At 58.4% G+C, this 19,432-nt stretch carries 17 protein-coding genes and 1 tRNA gene; 8 read left to right on the top strand and 10 right to left on the bottom strand.

Annotated features, from left to right (window positions below):
* The first annotated feature begins 35 nt into the window (after positions 1-35).
* Genes P9L99_03460 through P9L99_03435 form a run of 6 tightly spaced genes read left to right on the top strand, consistent with a single transcriptional unit; the run spans position 36 to position 5,999 of the window.
* Entirely contained in the window at positions 36-818 is a 783-nt protein-coding gene (locus tag P9L99_03460; protein MDP8222391.1) for a site-2 protease family protein, read from the top strand.
* A 13-nt stretch (positions 819-831) separates the two neighbouring features.
* Positions 832-1,812: a tryptophan--tRNA ligase gene (trpS, locus tag P9L99_03455; GenBank protein MDP8222390.1), complete on the top strand. Its 981-nt coding sequence runs from the start codon at positions 832-834 to the stop codon at positions 1,810-1,812.
* Positions 1,813-1,815: 3 nt separating this feature from the next.
* A complete protein-coding gene (locus P9L99_03450) occupies positions 1,816-2,565 on the top strand; it encodes a segregation/condensation protein A (protein MDP8222389.1) in 750 nt (249 codons plus the stop codon).
* Positions 2,555-3,286 carry an SMC-Scp complex subunit ScpB gene (gene scpB / locus P9L99_03445; GenBank protein ID MDP8222388.1) on the top strand — a complete coding sequence of 244 codons (732 nt, stop codon included), beginning with the start codon at positions 2,555-2,557 and terminating at the stop codon, positions 3,284-3,286. The genes P9L99_03450 and scpB overlap by 11 nt, the downstream gene beginning before the upstream one ends.
* Complete coding sequence (locus tag P9L99_03440) at positions 3,283-4,023, top strand: pseudouridine synthase (GenBank protein MDP8222387.1); 741 nt, start codon at positions 3,283-3,285, stop codon at positions 4,021-4,023. Before scpB ends, P9L99_03440 begins: the two co-directional genes overlap by 4 nt.
* On the top strand, positions 4,020-5,999 hold the full coding sequence (locus tag P9L99_03435) for a hypothetical protein (GenBank protein MDP8222386.1): 1,980 nt from the start codon (positions 4,020-4,022) through the stop codon (positions 5,997-5,999). The genes P9L99_03440 and P9L99_03435 overlap by 4 nt, the downstream gene beginning before the upstream one ends.
* A 3-nt stretch (positions 6,000-6,002) precedes the next feature.
* On the opposite strand, the gene P9L99_03430 is transcribed toward P9L99_03435, so the two are convergent.
* Entirely contained in the window at positions 6,003-6,947 is a 945-nt protein-coding gene (locus tag P9L99_03430) for a GDSL-type esterase/lipase family protein (protein ID MDP8222385.1), read from the bottom strand.
* Positions 6,948-7,083: 136 nt separating this feature from the next.
* On the opposite strand from P9L99_03430, the gene P9L99_03425 reads away from it, so the two are divergent.
* Positions 7,084-7,157 (top strand) — tRNA-Met (locus P9L99_03425).
* Between the two features lie 131 nt (positions 7,158-7,288).
* The gene (locus tag P9L99_03420; protein ID MDP8222384.1) at positions 7,289-8,176 is read left to right on the top strand and encodes a site-specific integrase; all 888 of its coding nucleotides are present in this window, start codon (positions 7,289-7,291) and stop codon (positions 8,174-8,176) included.
* Here the strand turns inward: P9L99_03420 and P9L99_03415 are convergent.
* The 9 genes from P9L99_03415 to P9L99_03375 all read right to left on the bottom strand — a co-directional run bounded on the left by P9L99_03415 (position 8,135) and on the right by P9L99_03375 (position 19,287).
* Entirely contained in the window at positions 8,135-8,515 is a 381-nt protein-coding gene (locus tag P9L99_03415; GenBank protein MDP8222383.1) for a hypothetical protein, read from the bottom strand. The genes P9L99_03420 and P9L99_03415 overlap by 42 nt on opposite strands.
* An 81-nt stretch (positions 8,516-8,596) precedes the next feature.
* Entirely contained in the window at positions 8,597-10,777 is a 2,181-nt protein-coding gene (locus tag P9L99_03410) for a PEGA domain-containing protein (protein ID MDP8222382.1), read from the bottom strand.
* A gap of 17 nt (positions 10,778-10,794) precedes the next feature.
* Positions 10,795-11,844 (bottom strand): hypothetical protein, encoded by a 1,050-nt coding sequence (locus tag P9L99_03405; GenBank protein MDP8222381.1) that lies wholly within the window; start codon positions 11,842-11,844, stop codon positions 10,795-10,797.
* Complete coding sequence (locus P9L99_03400; GenBank protein MDP8222380.1) at positions 11,841-12,524, bottom strand: DUF1573 domain-containing protein; 684 nt, start codon at positions 12,522-12,524, stop codon at positions 11,841-11,843. The genes P9L99_03405 and P9L99_03400 overlap by 4 nt, the downstream gene beginning before the upstream one ends.
* A gap of 145 nt (positions 12,525-12,669) precedes the next feature.
* Positions 12,670-12,969, bottom strand: a complete 300-nt coding sequence (locus P9L99_03395; GenBank protein MDP8222379.1) for a GIY-YIG nuclease family protein — start codon at positions 12,967-12,969, stop codon at positions 12,670-12,672.
* A 159-nt stretch (positions 12,970-13,128) separates the two neighbouring features.
* The gene (locus tag P9L99_03390; GenBank protein MDP8222378.1) at positions 13,129-15,096 is read right to left on the bottom strand and encodes a PEGA domain-containing protein; all 1,968 of its coding nucleotides are present in this window, start codon (positions 15,094-15,096) and stop codon (positions 13,129-13,131) included.
* A gap of 18 nt (positions 15,097-15,114) precedes the next feature.
* Positions 15,115-15,639: a redoxin domain-containing protein gene (locus tag P9L99_03385; protein ID MDP8222377.1), complete on the bottom strand. Its 525-nt coding sequence runs from the start codon at positions 15,637-15,639 to the stop codon at positions 15,115-15,117.
* A gap of 133 nt (positions 15,640-15,772) precedes the next feature.
* Positions 15,773-17,209, bottom strand: coding sequence for an SUMF1/EgtB/PvdO family nonheme iron enzyme (locus P9L99_03380; protein MDP8222376.1), 1,437 nt, complete (start codon positions 17,207-17,209; stop codon positions 15,773-15,775).
* A 116-nt stretch (positions 17,210-17,325) separates the two neighbouring features.
* A complete protein-coding gene (locus tag P9L99_03375; protein MDP8222375.1) occupies positions 17,326-19,287 on the bottom strand; it encodes an SUMF1/EgtB/PvdO family nonheme iron enzyme in 1,962 nt (653 codons plus the stop codon).
* Between the last annotated feature and the right edge of the window lie 145 nt (positions 19,288-19,432).

Below are 19,432 nucleotides of genomic sequence, written 5' to 3'. Positions count from 1 at the left end.
TTCGCGGTGCCAAAAAACCTCGGAATTTATTGAACTTGTCTCCCCCGCGAGGCCTCGGTAAAAGCGGGCGTCGCGTTGACAATGATGCTTGGGGGCTGTTAGTAAAGGAGTTTCAACTGGAGGCCGTACACACGATGGACATGACCCAGGTTGCCAACCTATTTTTGCTCGCGCCGGGCGCCTTGCTGGCGATCTCGCTCCACGAAGCGTCGCACGGATACGCCGCGAATCGCCTTGGCGACGACACGGCGAAGATGCTGGGGCGGCTGACCCTCAACCCCTTGAAACACATCGATCTGGTCGGGACGGTGATCGTTCCCACCGTGCTATACATATTTGGCGGCATGATGTTCGGCTGGGCGAAACCCGTGCCGGTCAACATGATGAATCTGCGGAATCCCAAACGGGACATGGCCCTGGTGGCGGCCGCCGGGCCTGCGGCGAATCTGGCGATCGCGCTGCTGGCCTCGTTTCTGCTATACGGCATGGTCCCGCTTCTTAAGGTGATCGAGCCCGGCGGGCAGATGCTGCAGACTGTGATTGTACCGCTGGTCGTCATTTGTTACTTCGCCGTGCAGTTCAATTTGTTTCTCATGGTGTTCAACCTGCTGCCGATACCGCCGTTGGACGGCGGCCGAATTCTGGTTGGTCTCCTGCCCGATCGCCAGGCTCGCGCGGTGGCGGCAATCGAGCCCTACGGCATGTTCATCGTGATCGGCTTATTGATGCTGGGCGTGGTGAGTTTTCTCGTGTTCCCGATCCGCCTGCTCTCGCAGGTGATGATACCGGCTACGTTCCAGCCAATTTTCGGCATGTAAACAGGAGGCATCGATGGCGCGCATTCTTTCCGGCATGCGACCCACAGGCAAATTGCACTTGGGACACCTGCACGGAGCTTTGCACAACTGGATATCCCTCACGAGCGAGTACGAGTGCTTTTACTTCGCCGCCGACTGGCACGCGCTCACCAGCGAATACGAAGACACCAGCACCATCGCGCCGCACACCCGCGACATGGTTATCGACTGGCTCGCCGCCGGGCTGGACCCCGAAAAGTGCACGATTTTCGTACAGAGCCAAGTCAAAGCGCACACGGAACTGGCGCTGATTTTCGGGATGATCACTCCCCTGCCATGGTTGCTGAAAAATCCGTCGTTCAAGGATCAGCAGGAGAATATCCTAGAGAAAGACTTGAACACCTTCGGCTTTCTCGGGTATCCGGTGCTGCAGGCGGCGGATATTCTGATTTACCGGGCGCACGGCGTACCGGTCGGCGAAGATCAAAGCGCGCACGTCGAGTTGTCGCGGGCCATCGGCAAGCGTTTCAACCACATCTTCGGTGAAGTGTTCCCACTGCCGAAGGAAATCCTGACGCCCACACCGCGCGTGCCGGGCACCGACGGGCGTAAGATGTCGAAAAGTTACGGGAACGCGGTGTTGCTGAGCGATCCGCCCGATCTCGTTTCGCAGAAAATCAGAACCATGGTCACCGACCCGGCCCGCCAGCGGCGCACCGATCCGGGCGATCCGGACATTTGCCCGGTTTTCGATTTGCATCGCGTATACTCTGATGAAGAGACCAAAGATTGGGTTAGGAAGGGTTGCGCGACGGCGGGCATCGGTTGCCTGGATTGCAAGAAGCCCCTGATTGAGGCGATCAACCAGGAACTCGCGCCCATTCAAGAGCGACGCGCCGAACTGGAGGCGGACGAAACGCTTGTCGATCGCATTCTGGAAGCCGGCAACGCCAAAGCGCGGCAGGAAGCCGAGGCGACGATGGCGGAAGTTCGCAAAGTCCTACAATTTGGTTGACGAATGAGCCAAGACGATCTGCAAATTCGGTTGGATATTTTTGAAGGCCCGTTGGACCTGCTGCTGCACTTGGTGCGGGTGAACGAATACGATATCTTCGACATTCCGGTGGCCGATATCACGCACCAGTTCAACGAATACCTCGATTTGATGCAGGAACTGAATTTGAACGTCGCCGCCGAGTACTTGGTGATGAGCGCCACGCTAATGCGCGTCAAGAGCCGCTTGCTGCTGCCGCCCACCGAAGACGAAGACGGCGAAGAAGAAGATCCGCGGGCCGAACTCATCCAACAACTTCTGGAGTATCAGCGCTTCAAGGAAGCGGCCATGGAAATCTCCGAGCGCCCGATGCTGGGGCGCGATGTCTTTGCCCGCAAATTCCCCGCGACCGACCTAAGCGAAGCACACGGCGAAAACGCGTATCTGGAAGTTGATATCTACCAACTTCTGCAAGCCATGCGGCAGGTGATCAAAAACCTGCCCAGCGACCAGGTGCATCAAATTCAGATGTCGGGCATGAGCGTGCGCGAAAAGATGGCGGAACTGGTCGACCTGTTCGGCAAGCGTTCCACCGTCGTATTTCAAGAATTATTCCGTGGCGCCAAGACGCGCGGCGAAGTCATTGTAACCTTCCTCGCGCTGTTGGAATTAGTGCGCCAATCCATGTTGAAAGTCACGCAAATCGACCCCACGGGGCCGATCCGCATTCAATCGCTGATCAGCGACGGCCGGGAGGACGACGATGGCCATTGACCGCGAGCGCATCACGTCCATTGTCGAGAGTTTGATTTTCGTATCTGAAACGCCCCTTTCGTTTCGGAAGATTCGCTCGATTTTGGAGGGTGTACCGACGAAGGAATTGCAGTCCATTTTGGAGGAGCTCCAGGGTCACCACCGGTCGCGCGATCGCGGCATCATTCTGGACGAAGTAGCCGAGGGCTACCAATTCCGCACGCCGCCGGAGAACCAAGAATGGGTCAAGATGCTCGTCGAGTACAAGCCCATCCGCCTTTCCCGCGCGGCGCTCGAAACGCTGGCGATCTTCGCCTATCAGCAGCCCGCCACGAAAGTGGAGGTCGAAGCGATTCGCGGCGTCGACTGCTCCAGTTCGGTGGCCCGCTTGTTGGAACTGGGTCTGGTAAAGATTCTAGGCCGCAAGGATATGCCGGGCCGCCCGTTTATTTACGGCACGACCCCGGAATTCCTGGAAATCTTCAACCTGGTCAACCTGGATGAACTGCCCAGCCTGCGCGAAATCGAAGACCTGGCGCCCGAAGAAATCGAGGCGTATTCAGAAAAGCTAGCCGCCGCGGCAGGCGATCAAGTCGAAACAGCCGAAGAAGAAAACGACGCCGAGGTCGCCGAGCCATCCGCCGGCGACGCCGAGAATGAAAACAAGGACGAGGACGCGCCCGCTGATCCCGACGCCCAAGACGAGCCGTCCCACAACGCCGAGGACGATTCATCGTCATGAAAATCACGGAGAAAGCCCCCACACCGCTAGTCGATTTCTTAGCGCGCGCCGGTTTCGGCGGCAAACGCGAAGCGACACGTTTGATTGCCGCCGGGCGCGTGAAAGTCAACGGCCAGGTTGAAACCAACGCCCAACGGCGAGTTCTACCGGCCGACGACCACGTACGCGTCGATCAAAAGCTGATTAAGGAAATTTGGCCGCCGACCTACATTCTGATGAATAAGCCGCCGCGCACGATTTCCACGACGTACGATCCGCAGGACCGAAAAACCGTTTACGCGCTGCTGGGCAAGTACGGCAAGGTTGTGCAATCGGTCGGGCGGCTGGACTACGAGACCGAGGGCGTGTTGCTTTTCACCAACGACGGCACGCTGGCGCACGCACTGACCAGCCCGACATCCAAGGTCCAAAAAGTGTATCGGGTCAAGGTGAAGGGCCAAGTCAACGCGGCCGAGCTTCAGCGTCTGCGCGACGGCGTGGACATCGGCGGCTTTCGTACGGCGCCCGCGCAGGTTCACGTATTGTCGCGCGGCAAAGCCAACACGTGGTTGCGGATCAAGCTCACAGAGGGTAAATACCGGCAAGTCAAACGCATGACCAAGGCCGTCGGGCATCCGGTCATTCGTTTAGTACGCGAGAAGTTCGGGCCGCTGGAGGCCGGGCTGTTGAAGGCCGGGCAATGGCGGCATTTGCATAATTCCGAGGTTCGACAATTGCGGAGTATCGCAGGACTATGACGCGCAAGAAGTGGACGATTATCGGAGTTCTTATTGTCGCGTTGGCGGTGCTCTTTGTCCTGCGCCCGTGGGTGTCGGCCCCGCCGCCCGGAGAGCCCTTCGGGGAATCGCTCGAAACCATCGCGCCGGCGTTCAAGAACATCAACAACTACCTGGTGATGTTTACGCTGGTCCGCAACGCCCTGACCGCCTATCCCGACGTCAAGAAAGCGCTTTCCATTCCCGTCGACTCGGATCTGCCCGACGTCTGCGACCGTCCGGTCATCGTGTCGATCTACCGAGAAAACACACCGCCTCTATGGGGCGTGGGCACCGAGGGGTGCCTGGAATCCCTAGGGCTTCAGAAGCGCACCGGCTGCGTGTATGACCGAATTATGTGCGCTACGTATCAGATCACGCAGCAACAGAAAGTCTTCCAGCGATTCTATTCCGTAAAACTCGACGAAGTGACCGTGCGTATCGATATCGCCGACCGGGTCGATCGCTTGGAATCGACGAAAAAGAACATCACCAAGAGTCGCATCGAGCCCGGCGTGCACGGCTTGCTGCTGCAAAACGGCAACCAACTCACGGTGCAGCCGCCCTTCTCCTATTTGATTTACTCCTGGGAAGACGGCAGCCATAGCCGTGCCGAACGTCAACGTAAACAACTCGAAGAGCTGGCCAAATCCGCCGGCGTGGGTGCGGGCAACTGGCACAAGTACCCGATCTACCGCTTCCACTGTCACTCGATTCTGCAACACCGCCCCGACTTCGTGCCGCTGATCGTGCTGCGCGACGCGCCCCTGATTAAGCGTTTCGGCAGCCGCGAAATCGGGCGCGCCGCGATTGACGCCGGGCGTTACCTGAACGCCACCTTCGATTTCAACCAAAAGCGCTTCCGTTATTTGTTCAATCCGGTGACGCTGGAGCGCAACAGTTTTCTCGAATACGACACGGTCCACCACGCGGGCACCGTCTACGCCCTGTTCAAACTATACAAAGCGAGTCGCAAGGAAGAGTTTTTCGATGTGTGCCAGGCATCGCTGGACTTCCTCGTCAAGCGGATCACCCCGCCCTTGCTGGAGCCGGACCTGTTGGCGGTCAAGCGCATGCAAACTACCCAACTGGGAGCCTCGGCGCTGACCCTCCTGGCCCTGACCGAATTGCCGGACCGAATGCTGGACCGCATCGGCGTGGACCGCATCAATCGCTTGGCTCGCTTTCTCGTGGAAATGCAGGAACCCAACGGGCAGTTCTTTGATTTCTACTGGCAGCGGTTGCTGGGTTATTTGTCCGATGACCCGGTGCCGTCGTTCCAGGGCGAGTCGCTGTTCGCGCTTACGCGATACTACCGCTCGAACCAGAACGTAGAGTGGCTACAGGCCGCCCGCCTCGCGGCGGATTTCCAAATCGAGCAGTTTGAGAAGACCCAAGAGGTCAACCCCTGGACGGTGCGCGGTGTGGCCGAATTGTATGAGATCGTCAACGAACCTAAGTACGCCGAGGCGTGTTTCAAAATGGCGGAAGTCGGCCTGTTGGGCAAACAATACGGCAGCCCAACCTACAAGCGGCCGACCTACCCCGACTATCGCGGTGGTTTCGCCACGACCCGGCCGCCCCGTACCCTGACCGCCGCCCGCCGCGTCGAAGCGTTAATCTCCGTCCACTGGCTTGCTTACCGGATGGGCAAGGACACGAAGCCCTACGTCGACGCCATCATGCGCGGTGCGCATTTCCTCCTGCAGAACCAGTACCGGCGCGACAACACCTATTACGTCAACCTGCCCGAGGAAACCCGCGGCGCTTTGCGCGCCAGCCCCATCGATCCGTCGATCCGCGTCGACTACAACCAGCACGCCATCGTCGCGCTGACCGAAGCCTACGACATCGCCTACATGCTCGAGACCGGCCGCGTACCGGACGACTTCATAGCCGAAGGCACCGGGCGCATCCAAGACAATTTGGAAATGGGCGGCAAGGCCAAACCCGAGTAACCCTCACCGCGCAAATCGATCCAACGCTCCGCTCTCACGCAGGAAGGCTGCAATCGTTCGCGCCATCAACGCGTTTCCCCTGGCGGTCGGGTGGTTGTCGTCGCTTTGAAACATGCTCCGGGCGTCGGGTCCCGTCGCCACGAAAGCCCCGGCGACGTCGATCTGCGCCAACTCCGGCGGCAGCGTGATGCCGACAGCCCGCAAGTCCTCGCGCGAGGCGTGCAGCGGATGAAAGAAGAATATTCGGCAGCCGTTTTCTTCCGCCAGCCGCGCCATGGCCCGCAAGTTTTCGGTGAATTCGGAAGGCGTGCAGCGCGTCGTTTGTGGCTCTTCCTGTCGCGTCGACGCCAACCAACGCACTAGCTTGGACCGGTCCAGAAGCCGCCGCAGTCGAAACATCCAGGGCGATAATACGCGCTGCTCGCTGTCTCGCCGCGTGGCGTTTAGGGTGTCGTTACTGCCGAAAGACGCAATCACGAACTGCGGCCGCAGCGGCACGATGTCGCGCTCAAACCGTCGCAGCCCTTGCAGGCTCGTATACCCCGGCACGCCCGCATTGATCACCTGCACGGCAAAACGATCCACAAGCGCCGCCTGCAAACGCGCCGGATAGCTTTCGTGTTGCCGCACCTTGAATCCGAAAGTGACCGAATCGCCCAGACAGACGATCCGCGCTCTGGACGCCTCCGCCGCTTCGATGGGCGGGCCGCGGAAACCGGCGCCGTTGACGCGAATGCCCTCGTCTGCCAAAACCGCTCTGGGTCGCAAAGTCCAAAACAGCTCGGGATCGGCACGAAATAAGTTTTTATCCTGAGCGGCGAAAAAGCGTGTCGCGGGCGCGTCACCGACGGCGATTCCCGCCAGCCATTCGGCACAAAGCAGTATGCCCACGCAGGTGATGATGGCGTAGAGGACTGCACGATGGCGAAGGCGGTATCGTCGTGACATGCGAGTGTTGTAACAGACTCATCCGGTCCGGGCAAAGCGCGCCACCTGCCGGGCGGGAATTATCTGCGATTTCGTGGCGATACATAATCAACCCTTGACAATTCCGGGCGACTCGTATAGAAACATGCTTCGCTGCTGCGGGGTGGAGCAGTCCGGTAGCTCGTCGGGCTCATAACCCGAAGGTCATAGGTTCAAATCCTATCCCCGCTACAACGCTAAAAGCCCGGAATCATTCGCGATTCCGGGCTTTCTTTTTGCAAAACGAACCCGCTTACCCGTTCAAATTGTACACGTTAGACCACTTACGGCGAAGAACTTTTCACCTTGTGGGAGGTCAAACAATGCCCGATAAATCCGCACCCCGCCAACGCCGCGCCCCTAGACACGGAAGCCGACCCAACCGTCACCGCGATAAGTGGCGAATCAATTGGATTGATTTCGACGGCCGGCGCCGTTACCGAAGCTTCGAGAAGTACCAAGACGCGGCAAACGAACTCGCACGACGAAAAGCAGAGGTTGCGGCGATACTTGAAGGCCGCGCCCCCCGCCCCACACCAACGCCGGCCTTTCGTGATTTTGTCGAGAAGCGATATATCCCGGCTCGCACGGAACAAAAACGCTCTGCAAAAGACGATCACTCGATTTTCAACCGCTGGCTTCTGCCCACTTTTGACAACATGCCTCTTGCCGCGATCACGACCGCGCGAATCGAAGACCTTAAGGGGAAGCTTCTTGAAGCCGGATTGAGTCCGGCGCGGATCAATAACACCTTGGGGCTGCTTGGCTCCGTCCTTCGCTACGCGATTGATCTCGAAATCCTTCGCGCCTTGCCGACGATTAGGCAGGTAAAAAACCACATCACAGAACCGACCTACCTTCGAACGAAGGAAGACGTCAGAGCGTTTCTGGCAGCAGCGCACGAACGCAGCCCCGAAGTTTTCGCCCTGTACGCGACTGCGATCTATTCCGGGATGAGGGCCAGGGAGCTGTTCGGCCTGCGTTGGTCGGACGTGGATTTTCCAACACATTTAATCACTGTCGCGAGACGCTACGACAAGGCGACAACCAAAAGCGGCAAGGTGCGACACATCCCGATTCTCGACGTGCTCACCCCGATCTTGAAGGCGTGGCGCTTGCAGAACCCGCACCGCCTGGTTTTTCCCACGGGCGCGGGAACGATGCGCCAACTATCCGACAGGCTCACCCAAGAAATTTTTCATCAGGTGTAAGCGCCGGTCGAAAATCAGCGCGTCGCCGGTGATAATGTAAGCTGCGCCGAGTTGGCGACCGACCTGCACCTCGCACTCGGCCTCCGTGCATTTCTTCAGGTCCATGTCGGGGGACAGCAACTCGAAGATGTTCTCCCGGGTCATGATCGAATAAGAGGACGATGGCAACGACCGCTTCACCTGCCCGCGAATCAGTTCGGTGAGGAAATAGACATCGTTTTCCGGCAACCCGCTCTTATTGATCAGGTCCAGAATGGCGATCTTCTCCGCGCCCAAGGCAAGCCCCGGAAAAATGACCAGAAAAACAGCACAGATAGTCAAAAGCCATTTGAGTTTCATTTCCTCTCCCTTTGGAATCGGAAGATAACCAACTTTGACGGCTCGTGCTACGTAGCGGTCTACTTTACAGAGTAGCGCCGGCTAACGGACACAGCGCGTAATACTATTGAATTTTGCGTTGCCACCGGAGTAGTCGTTGTAGATGCGGCCAGTTCGAAAATTGACGAACCAAGTGCTGCGATTTTCGCCCGTGACTGCTGAGGACGACCAATACGAGCAACAATTTCCCGAAAGCTCCGGAGGCATGTACATGCCGTCCCGCCCTGGTCCTTTTCTACTTGAACATCCCCAGCACGATTTCTCAAGCCAATTGCGGTTCAATCGCAAATCCGTCACACTGCAGGAACCACCTTTTTCTGTTGCTGGGCAGCCGCGGATAAGGCTCCGAAGCTCAGAGATCGTCGGCAAACGCCAGTCTCCATAGCCAGCCAAAGTCAAGCGCCTACAATGTGATTTTGTTAAGTTCTTTGAGGTTTTATTCTTCTTTCCGCGTGTTGGAACAACTTGCCACATCAACCCCGTGGACACGTCGGTCCATATTTTACCGCCAGCACCAAGAACACCCTTGCTCTTCAATTTGATTGTCGCCACTGCAGTTTGCCCTTCGGCGACGGAGATGGTCATGGTTCCGGTTTTGTCCTTTGATTCAACCTTCACTTCATGGTTGCCTTCGATCAGGCCGGTTACTGTCAATGGTGCGGCCCCAATTACCTGTCCATCCACAAACACTTTGGCTCCTGGCACCGGGGGGTCAGCGTACACCTGCAAAGAACCAAGCTTGGCTTGCAGCGTCGCTTGATCTGCCGTGATCTTCACTGTTTGCCCACGGTCCAGTGAAATCTTGAACTTCTTACTTCGATACCCTGCCATCACTACTTTAAGTTTGCCTGCCTTAACGGGAGCAAGGCGAAAATTACCAGGGGTTATTCCCAGCTTTTTACCGTTAAGTAAGACCTTAGCGCCGCTGGGATTCGATGCAACATCAAGGGTCCCAAAGTCCTGGGAAAGTTTAAAGCTTCGTAAAGTTGTTTCCCCATTTATAACGGTAAAAACCTCATCTAAAACCGGGAGGTGCCAATCCAGTTCCAGCGATAGTAGATATTGGCCTGATGGATAACGCAGGTTGGTGTAGGGCGTCGTTCCGACTTCCGAACCGCCGATCAGCACCTTCGCGCCGGAGGGTTCGGAATCGATCTTCAACGAGCCGAATTCCGGCTTGAGCGACAAATTTTCAGAATGTGAGGTTCCTGAGCCAACGTTCAATTGGAAAGATTGATCATGGAAAAGGTCCATCTTCACCACGACCAGGTAATTGCCCGAGGGATACCGCGGGTTGTTGTAGGGCGTGGTGCCCACCTCTGTCCCGCCGATCAGCACCTTCGCGCCGGAAGGCTCGGATTCGATTTTCAGCGAGCCGAAGGCGGGCTTGAGTTCGACGCCTTCGAATTTCATCACGCCGGGCTTGAGCGCCACGTCAAAAGAAACGTCGTGGTAGAGGTCCATCTTTAGCGTCACTCGCACCGTTGTACCCGGCTTGAGGTTGACCTTCTGAAACGCCGGACTCGTCGTCCCGGCCTTGGTCTGACCCAGATAGACATCCGCACCCGGTGGGTTGCTCGTTATATAAAGTCCCGCTGGCCCCGTCGCCGTCGCCGGTGGTTGCTCGCTCGGAGCCAGCGCCCGCACCTCGGCCGCACCGCCGGTCGACGACGGTTGCGTGGGCGAGACGAAGACCGCAGCACCACCGCCGCGGGCCGGAGCCGCCACGCCCGCGTGCGAGAGCACCAGCCCGAAGATCTGTTTCGAAATTCCTTTCAGTGCGGTTTCCAGGCTGCGGATATCGGTTGCCTCGCAACTGCGGCCACCAACGAAGTGACCAGTGCGGGAATTGTGAACCTTCAGATTGATGCGCAGATCCCCGGCAAACCGGATGATCTCACCGGTAATTAGGTACTCTGCGCCGATCATCCGCCCCATCTCCACTTCGCATTCGGCCGTGGTGCATTTCTTCAGATCCATGTCGGGCGGTAACAATTCTTGAATGTTCTCGCTGGTCATGATTGTAAAATGCGCGCCAGGCAGATTCTCGCTGGCGATCATCCGCACACGATCGGTCAACGCATAGGCTTCGTCGTCGGTCACGCCCGCCTTGTTGACCAACTCCAACACCGCGACCTTTTTATCTCCACTGGCCAAGGCAAGATGCCAAACGCAGGCAAGCATGAACCCGGCTATCAGACCAAAAACGACTTTCTTGGCCACAGCGTTATTCCTGTCCATCACATACTCCCGTCATCTGCGGTTTGCTCATCAATCGGCAACACGCCCGCCAGCGCCTTTTGCAGCAGCGGCGTCAGCGCTTCGGCGGTGATCGTGTTGTAAAGCTGCGTCAAGGCCCGCGACTGGTCTTTGGTGTGCAGCCCCTTGAACGACGGATCGTTCAGGTCGGCCTCCGCCAGCACGGCACCCGACGAGCAATGCACTAGCGCGCCAGCGATATCGAGCTTGCATTGCGGGCCGAACGAACCGCGTTTGCACTTCACTTCGGCCTTGACGAGCAACTCGTGTTTCTGCGGATCACAAACGCCGGGTGTGGCCTCCAGACCGAGCCTCGTCAGCGCGCCGGTCACCGCCATGAGGATCACCTCGCGGGCGTCGCCCACGTTGCCGTTTTCGATGCGCACCGTGATTTTCAGGCCGCGCAGCAAGGCGACGCGGTCCCGCTCCATCGCCAGAAACACGGCGTCGTCGGCCTGAAACGCCGTGGGCTCCTTGAGGGTCACGGCGCGAATCTCAAACGCTTTGGCAGCCAGCGCTGCAAAGCTCTTCTGCGACTGGCGCAGTCCCGCGGTGTAGGCAGGCAGGTCGGCGTGCAAAGTCGGCAACGATTGCGCGGAGCGGCGAAACTTGGTGGCCTCGGCTTCGTATTCACCAGAAAGAACTCGGAACACGTCCTTACGCGGCAGATAGGCGAAGGCGTAGTAAAGCTGCCCCACCTTGGCGCCCGAGGTCGTGTCGATGCGGATCATCTCGGCGTGGGTGAACTTTGTGTGCTTCTTGATTTGCCACGATATCTTGTTGAACTTCTCGGTCATGTGCTGCTCGAAGGACGACTCAATGTACGAACGCACCTGCTCGGAAACCTTCAGCTTGGCCAGGTTCTCCGCGTCACTAAAACCCGTGTCGCTCATCCCCACGCCGGTGATGTACTCCGACACGGGGAACTTCGGGTGCGCGGCCGGGTTCGACAAATGCGGCGGCATCGTTGTCGCGCAAGAAAGAAACGTGCCGACAACAGTCAGCAAGAAGAAAAGCCCAAAACGCCTCATTGAGGTTGTCCTTTCGCTTCCGAAGGGAAGTTGCCTTGTATTTTCAGAATCAACGGCGTCACCGGTGCTGGGTCGGCGACCGCCGAGATTTGTCGGTTGATTGATCCCTTGGCTTCGTTGTTTATCTGGAGTGTGACCCTGACCCACAAATAATCGCCGGATTCCAACGTGTGGGGCAATTCGACGGTTGTGTCGCCTTTTCCCGAAACCGCCAGTTCGACGTCGGGCTCCGAGGCCAGCAGCTTTTTAACCGTGATCGGTTTCTTGCCGGTATTCATGAGTGTGACGTCGGCGAAGGCTTTTTGACCCGCGTGTAGGCTGTCGAAAAACAACGGGCTGGGTTTGAAGATCAATGGCAGGTAGGTCGTTCCTTTGATGTGCAACGTGATTTCCGGCCGCGCCGGGTCGTTCGTGACGACGACGACCTCCTTGTCCAGCTCGCCGACGCGGTAGGACGTATCCAGCACGACGAAGATCGTTCCCTCACCACCCGGCGGGATGACTTTCGGCTCGGCGCTGACCTCGGTGCAATCGCACGTCACCTTCAACTCTTCGATCACAAGTGCGTCGTCGCCTTCATTGTGCAACAGGAATTCAGCCGGGATTTCCGTGCCACTTTCGATTTTCTCGAATTGATGGACCTCGGACTCGAAGATGATCTTCGGTGCGGCGAAGGCCAAAGAAGGAGCGAGAAGCAAGCGGCAAGCAGCAAGGCATAAGAGGATTTGAAGAGTATATGAAACCTGTACCCTCATTCCCGCGTTTTTCTCCCTCGTTATTCCCGCGCTTTTCCCCCTCGTCATTCCCGCGAAGGCGGGAATCCAGTTACTCAGTTCCGCAGATTTCTTCATACAAATCCTTCCAGTCTGGATTCCCCTTTTCGATCAATCTCAATTTCCAATCCCTTCGCCATTTTTTCATTTTCTTTTCGCGGCCGATGGCGCTTTCGGCAGTGGGATGGTGTTCATAATGAACGAGACGATGGACCCTGTATTTTGATGTGAATCCTTCCACAACATCGTTCTTGTGCTGCCAAATCCGTTTGATCAAGTTGGATGTGACGCCGATATAAAGCGTTCCATTTCGCTTGCTTGCCATGATGTAAACATAGAACTGTTTTCCCATTCCTACTCCTTGTCATTCCGGGCTTGATCCGGAATCCAGCCTTCTTTTGCCTGGTTTCCCGCCTACGCGGGAATGACGGACGGGGTGTTCATCCTTATTTCTGGTTTCCCGCCTACGCCGTAAATGACCAAATCACCAAATGACCAACTTCACGGTCGACTAACGCACACAGCGCGCATCGTGGCCGTCGTTGACGTAGCCGCCGTTGTAGACGTCGCCGTCGTAGAAATAGACGTACCACGCGTAGCGGTCGAGGTCCGCGACCGCCGAGGACGACCAATACCAACTCACCTCGCCCGAAAGATCGGGGGGCCAATACGCGCCGCCCGAACCAGGGCCGCCTTTGCTGGAACAGCCATCACAAACACTGGTCCGGCAACTTTTATAACTCAAGCACGAGTCCGTCACGCCGCAGGAACCACCCTTCTGCGTGGCAGGGCAGCCGCGGATCAGGCTCCGCAATTCCGTGATCGTCGGCAAACGCCAGCCGCTCTGGCCCCCAAGGCTCAGGCCCTCGCAGTGAGATTTCGCCGCAGACCACTTCATTTCCCCACCCGTCGGCGATACCTGCCATGTCAATCCCGTCGACGAATCCGTCCACACCGCGCCACCCGCGGCAAGACCACTGCGATTCCCCAGCGGCACCGTGGCCACCGCCGTTTGCCCTTCCTGGATATTGACCGTGGATGTGCCGGATTTGTCCTTGGTTTCAACCTTCACTTCGTGGCCGCCTTCGATCAGATCGCCCACCGTCGCCGGGGCGGTCCCAACCTCACGGCCATCCACAAACACCTTCGCCCCCGGCTCCGGCGGGTCGGCGTACACTTGCAACGAGCCAACCTTTGCCGTCAGCGTCGCCTGTTCGGCGGTGATCTTCACAGTTTGATTGCGGTCGATGGTAATCTGGAAGGACTTGCCACGATGCCTGGCCAGCGTCACTTCCAGCTTGCCGCCCATCACCGGCGGCACCCGCCAACTGCCCGGCGTCGTGCCGAGTTTCTTGCCGTCGAGCGTTACGGTCGCGCCGGTGGGCTCGGACGCCACCTCCAGCGTGCCGAAGTCTTGCGACAGGGCAAACATCTTCGTCGTGGCCTGGCCGTCGCTGACCGTGATTTGAATGTCCTCTTGCGGCAAATACCATTCTTTTTTCACCGTCACGAGGTACTGGCCGGACGGATAACGTTGGTCTGAAAACGGCGTCGTGCCGACCTTCTCGCCACCGATCAACACGTCGGCGCCGGAAGGCTCGGATTCTATCTTCAGTGAGCCGAAGGCGGGCTTGAGTTCGACGCCCTCAAACTTCGTAATTCCCGGCTTGAGCTGCGCGTCAAAGATGGCATCGTGATAGAGGTCCATTTTGAGTGTGATACGAACATTCGTGCCGGTCTGTAAATTCACTTTCTGGAAAGCTGGCGAAGTCGTCCCAGCCTTCGTCTGACCCAGGTAGACTTCCGCCCCCGCCGGTTTGCTAGTGATGTACAAACCCGCCGGACCGGTGGCTGTTGGGGGTGGTAATTCCGTCGGGGCCAACACCCGCACCTCCGCCTGCCCGGATGGCCCAGTCGGTTGAGTGGGCTGAACGAAAACGGCCCCGCCTCCGGCACGAGCCGGAGCCTGTACGCCCGCGTGCCGAAGCACCTTGTTCATCAAAATCGAGGAACTCGCCGTGAGCATGCCTTCCTGATCTTCCAACGAACCGGCCTTGGTGTCTTCGCTGCCGATGAAATGGCCCGACGGCACATGATGGACCTTGATTTGCACGCGCAAGTCGCCCGCGTAACGGATGATCTCACCGGTGATCAGGTACTCGGCGCCGATTTCCCGGCCTAATTCCACCTCGCAAGCTGCATCGGTGCACTTGGCCAGGTCCTTGCCCGGTGGCAACATCTCTTGGATATTCTCACTGGTCATGATCGTGAAATGGCTGATGGGCAGAGTCTGGCTCGCCGTCCGCCGCACCTTATCCGTGAGAAAATACGCCTCATCGTCGGTGATGCCCGCCTTGTTGACCAACTCCAACACCGCGACCTTCTTGTCACCTGCGGCCAGAGCGAACGTCCACACGATCAAGACCGCCAAACAGGCGACAACAGCGACGACAACAAACAAATTCCGGTTTCGATTCACGAATTGCATCCAATCACCTCACTTCACAATCTGGTTGATGTAATCGCTGCCCTCGGCGCCGATGATGCGGATCACCTTTCCGCCGCGGCCGATGATGGCCGTGCGCGGCACGGGCGTCGGGCCGTCGCCGTTGTTCAGGAAGGCCTTTTTCGAATGTCCGTATTGGTCGACCACCACCGTGAACTTTTGCGGGTGGGTTTTGAGGAACCGCCGCACGGTGCCGACCGGCTCGCCGACATTCACCAACACGACCTTGACGTGCGCACGCTCCAACTTCGCTTTCGCCTGACAAAGCCGCTGCATGCCCACGCGGCACGGGGCGCACGTCGTGGCCCAAAACACTAACGCCACGCGCTTGGTCGCCGGATCGGCCCACGCCTTTTTCAGGTTGAAGACCTGGTCGTCTACCGTCCAACCCGAAAACCAGGGCACCTTTTGCCCGACCGCCGCTTGGCCGCTGGTCTGGAGCAACTCCGAGTCGGCGGCAAAAGCACAAACCGACGCCAGGAGGAAGAAAACCAAGATGATTGTCATACGTCGCATTCAGACACTCCTAAGAATCCCACGCTGAACGACCTGTTTCAGCGATCCGCAGGTACGTTCTTCTTTCAAAAATCGCTGGGGGCTCTGCCCCCAGACCCCCCAAAAAGGGTAAAAGGGAAAAAGAACCCAAGGGTCATTTTTCAGTCCCGACACATCGAAACCCGAAGTTGCTGTCCGTAATCGTTGGTAGAAACCTGTACCGATACGACGCGCGTACGTTTAGAGGAAGATTGATCCAGCAACCACCCCGCAGCACGCGGAACTGAGACTGACTTTCGTTTTTGGGGTTGCGTTCAGGCATCCGCGAGTACCAGTTTTCGTCGTACCCATCCTCGCACCATTCCCACACGTTGCCGAGCATGTCGAATAAACCGTAGGCGTTGGGCTGCTTCTGGCCGACAGGATGAATTTTGAGGCCCGAATTCTTGCTGTACCAGGCGATTGAATCCAGGTTTCCGTAACGCACCCCCGTCGTGCCGCCGCGGGCCGCGTACTCCCATTCCGCCTCCGTCGGTAGACTTTTTCCTACCTTCGCGCAGTAATTGCGAGCATCGTGCCAACTGACCATTTCCACCGGGCAAGTCGGGCAACCTGGAAAGTGACTGGGGTTCGTGCCTGTGACGCGCTGATACTCGGCCTGCGTGACTTCGTGAGCGTCCATGAAGAAACCTTCCACGTACACCCGCTTACTCGGTTTTTCGTCGTTGTCGCACTCCGAGTCGCCGGACGAGCAGCCCATCTGGAACCACCCGGCCGGGATGTGCACCATGCCCTCCGGCACATCCACCGACGCCAGCCACTTTTTCACCTCGGGCGTGCGGGCCGTATCCCCCGCCCACTTCTCGATGAACTTGGCATAGGCCGCCTTCTTCGCTTCGTCGGAGTAGGAAGGTGAATCGTGAATCGCCTTTACCGCCAAGTAGTCGGCATCTCGCTGTGCCTGGCGCTCGGCGGCAAGGCGGCGCTCGGCCTCGATCCGCACCTGCTCCTCGCGGACGAGCTTTTCAAAGGCCGGGTCCGCGTTCGCCGGGGGGGTGTATGGCTTGGGCGTCGGCGTAACCACCGGCTCCGGCGCGGTCGCCACGAACTGGTTCGCGCCGGGGAGCATGACAAACAGCATCGACGACACCCGCTCCAGCGGCGCTTCCAGGTCGAGCGTCTTTTTGCCCTTGGCGCGACGGCTCTCCAGCAGGTTGCCGGTTTCGACATCATACAGCCGCACCGTGACCCGCAGTTCACCGCCAAACCGCACGATCTCGCCGGTCGCCAGGTAGCGCGCGCCGATCATTCGGCCGGTTTCGACCTCGCACTCGCCGACGCACTCGGAGAGATTGCGCCTTTCCGGCGGCAGCAGGTCCTGGATGTTTTCCTTGGTCATCAGCACATACCGATCACGGGGCAGCATCTTCCGAGCCTCGGTGCGCACCAACTCGGTGATGTAATCGACCTCCTGCTGCTCCAACCCCGCCGGGTTTTGGAAATCCAGCACGGCAACGCGGGGCGCGTCACCGGCCAGCGACACAGTCGTGAGAACCAGCAACGGCAGAAGCCATGTAAAAAAGCGTTTCATTTACGCCACATCTCTTTCCTGTTTTTCACGGACAGGGCTTCGCCCTGTACTCACCAAAAGGGTCAAGCCCCCTTTGGAAGCCCCCAAAAGGATAAAAGAGAAAAAGGGCCCAAGGGTCATTCCTCAGTCCCGACACATCGAAACCCGAAGCTGTGGTTCGTAATCGTAGGTAGATTCCCAATCCGATTCGACGCGCTCACGCCAGGCGGATAACTTCTCCAGCTACCACCCCGCAGCACGCGGTGCTGAGACTGGGTATTATTTTGCGGGTTGCGTTTAGGCATTTTCGAGTACCACTTTTCGTCGTACCAGTCTTCGCACCACTCCCACACGTTGCCGGCCATGTCGTACAAACCATATTCGTTGCGCCCGCGAGGCTTGCTCATCACCTGCCAGGTACTTTTTCGGCCACAACCTTCGCCACCGTCATCCATCACCGCATAGTCACAACTCGCGTCTGCATCGCCCCAGGGATAGCCTTTTCCCTTCTGACCGCCGCGCGCCGCTTTTTCCCACTCGGCCTCGGTGGGCAGGCGCTTGCCCGCCCAACTACAGAAAGCGCTTGCTTGATGCCAGCTCACACAGTTGATCGGGTGGTCGTCGCGGTCGTCGTAACCCCAGTTGCAGTAGTTGCTTTTACTGCGGTCCCGCTCCACTTTGCAGTGCCCGGCCTGAACACAGCGACGGAATTCAGCGACGGTGACTTCATGAATATCCATGTAGAAGCCATCCACATACACCCGCTTCCGTGGTTTTTCGGCGGTGACGCATTGACTGTCACCCGGCACGCAACCCATCTGGAACCAACCAGCCGGGATGTGCACCATGCCGTCCGTCGCCCCGCTCGCCGCTGCGCTCCGCGTCGAGGCGGTTGGCTTGGGCGGAACCGACGCCACCTGGACTTCGGCCGCCACGGCGATTACCTCGCGTTCCTTGACGTCGACTTGCCCCGACCACGATCCCTGGGCCGTCCGCACTTCGACCTTGTGCTGCCCGATGATCGCCTTGAACGTCCCAGGCGCGTTGCCGACTTTCGCACCGTCGATGAAGACCTCGCCCGTGAGGTCATTGCCGTTTTGGTCGCGGGCGGTGACTTGGATGCCACCTTCACGTGGCGGCAGCGTGACGGATACTGATTTGCGCTCTCCCGCCGATAAGTTGATTCGCTCGCCCTGATCGTAGTAACGCGGATCGCTGACCAGCACCTCATAAGCGCCTGGGTCGAGTTCCTTGGCAGTCAAAGGCGTTGATCCGGCCGACTCGCCGTTGATTTTGACCGGCAGTCCGGAGGGGGCGCTCTCGACGGTGAGCCATCCGAAGTTGGGCGACAGCTTCCAAGAAATGGGCGACATGCCCTTCTTGATCTGCACGATCTCCTGCCGAGCCTGGTAGCGTTCGCGCTGCATGGAGACGGTCACGGTGCCCTCATTCATGGCCTTGCTGCATGGCGTCTGCTGGCACTTGAGTTGCCCATCGACCATCACGACCGCGCCCGGCGGGTCGCTCTCGAAGCGCACCACGACTTGCGAGGCTGTGGGCAATTCCCAATCGCCGGTCCGCGACTCGCCGATCGCGCCAGGCTGGATTGTCGGTCGCGTCTGTGAAACCGACCCGCCCCCCCCGTGCGCCAGCACCTTGTTGAACAATTGAAGAGAGGAACGGTCGAGCGCCTTTTTCAGCGCTTTCTTGTCGGCGCCTTCAGCCGACTGTGAGCCCAGAAATGCGCCGCTCTGGCTGTGATGCACCTTGAGGTTGATCAGGTAATCGCCGGCATATTTGATAATCTCGCCGGTGACGATGTAGTCCGCGCCGAGTTGCCGCCCCACCTCCACCTCGCATTGCGCGGACGTGCAGACCTTCTTGTAATCCGTGCCGGGAGGGAGAAGCTCGTACATGCTCTCCTTGGTCATGACCAGAAAGCCCCGGCTCGCCAGCACCCGGCTCGCCGCGTCGCGCACCTTGTCGGTCAGGTAGTTCGCCTCGGAATCGGTGATCCCCGCCTCGTTGTGAAGCTCCAGAACAGCCACCCGTTTCGACGACTGGCCGAAGGAGACCAGCGGCAGCAGGCAGACAACCAAAATCAGCGGGACGAAGGTTTGTAAGCGCCGGTCGAAAAGTGAAGCACATGGCGGTTGAAAAGTGCAACACCTGAATCAAGGTTAGTGTTTCCTCTCTTGTTCTGTCAATGCACAGTTTCAATGAGCGTATTCAAGCACTTCCAGG

The organism is Candidatus Lernaella stagnicola, assembly GCA_030765525.1.
In the GTDB taxonomy this organism is placed as follows: domain Bacteria; phylum Lernaellota; class Lernaellaia; order Lernaellales; family Lernaellaceae; genus Lernaella; species Lernaella stagnicola.
The sequence above is the reverse complement of the archived record's forward strand: the minus strand, read 5'-3'. Positions and strand labels throughout refer to the sequence as shown.

Excerpts from the sequence above, each read along its gene's own strand:
- trpS (MDP8222390.1), top strand. The coding sequence starts at position 832 with ATGGCGCGCATTCTTTCCGGCATGCGACCCACAGGCAAATTGCACTTG.
- P9L99_03450 (MDP8222389.1), top strand. The coding sequence starts at position 1,816 with ATGAGCCAAGACGATCTGCAAATTCGGTTGGATATTTTTGAAGGCCCG.
- scpB (MDP8222388.1), top strand. The coding sequence starts at position 2,555 with ATGGCCATTGACCGCGAGCGCATCACGTCCATTGTCGAGAGTTTGATT.
- P9L99_03440 (MDP8222387.1), top strand. The coding sequence starts at position 3,283 with ATGAAAATCACGGAGAAAGCCCCCACACCGCTAGTCGATTTCTTAGCG.
- P9L99_03435 (MDP8222386.1), top strand. The coding sequence starts at position 4,020 with ATGACGCGCAAGAAGTGGACGATTATCGGAGTTCTTATTGTCGCGTTG.
- P9L99_03430 (MDP8222385.1), bottom strand. The coding sequence starts at position 6,947 with ATGTCACGACGATACCGCCTTCGCCATCGTGCAGTCCTCTACGCCATC.
- P9L99_03420 (MDP8222384.1), top strand. The coding sequence starts at position 7,289 with ATGCCCGATAAATCCGCACCCCGCCAACGCCGCGCCCCTAGACACGGA.
- P9L99_03415 (MDP8222383.1), bottom strand. The coding sequence starts at position 8,515 with ATGAAACTCAAATGGCTTTTGACTATCTGTGCTGTTTTTCTGGTCATT.
- P9L99_03405 (MDP8222381.1), bottom strand. The coding sequence starts at position 11,844 with ATGAGGCGTTTTGGGCTTTTCTTCTTGCTGACTGTTGTCGGCACGTTT.
- P9L99_03395 (MDP8222379.1), bottom strand. The coding sequence starts at position 12,969 with ATGGGAAAACAGTTCTATGTTTACATCATGGCAAGCAAGCGAAATGGA.
- P9L99_03385 (MDP8222377.1), bottom strand. The coding sequence starts at position 15,639 with ATGCGACGTATGACAATCATCTTGGTTTTCTTCCTCCTGGCGTCGGTT.
- P9L99_03380 (MDP8222376.1), bottom strand. The coding sequence starts at position 17,209 with ATGAAACGCTTTTTTACATGGCTTCTGCCGTTGCTGGTTCTCACGACT.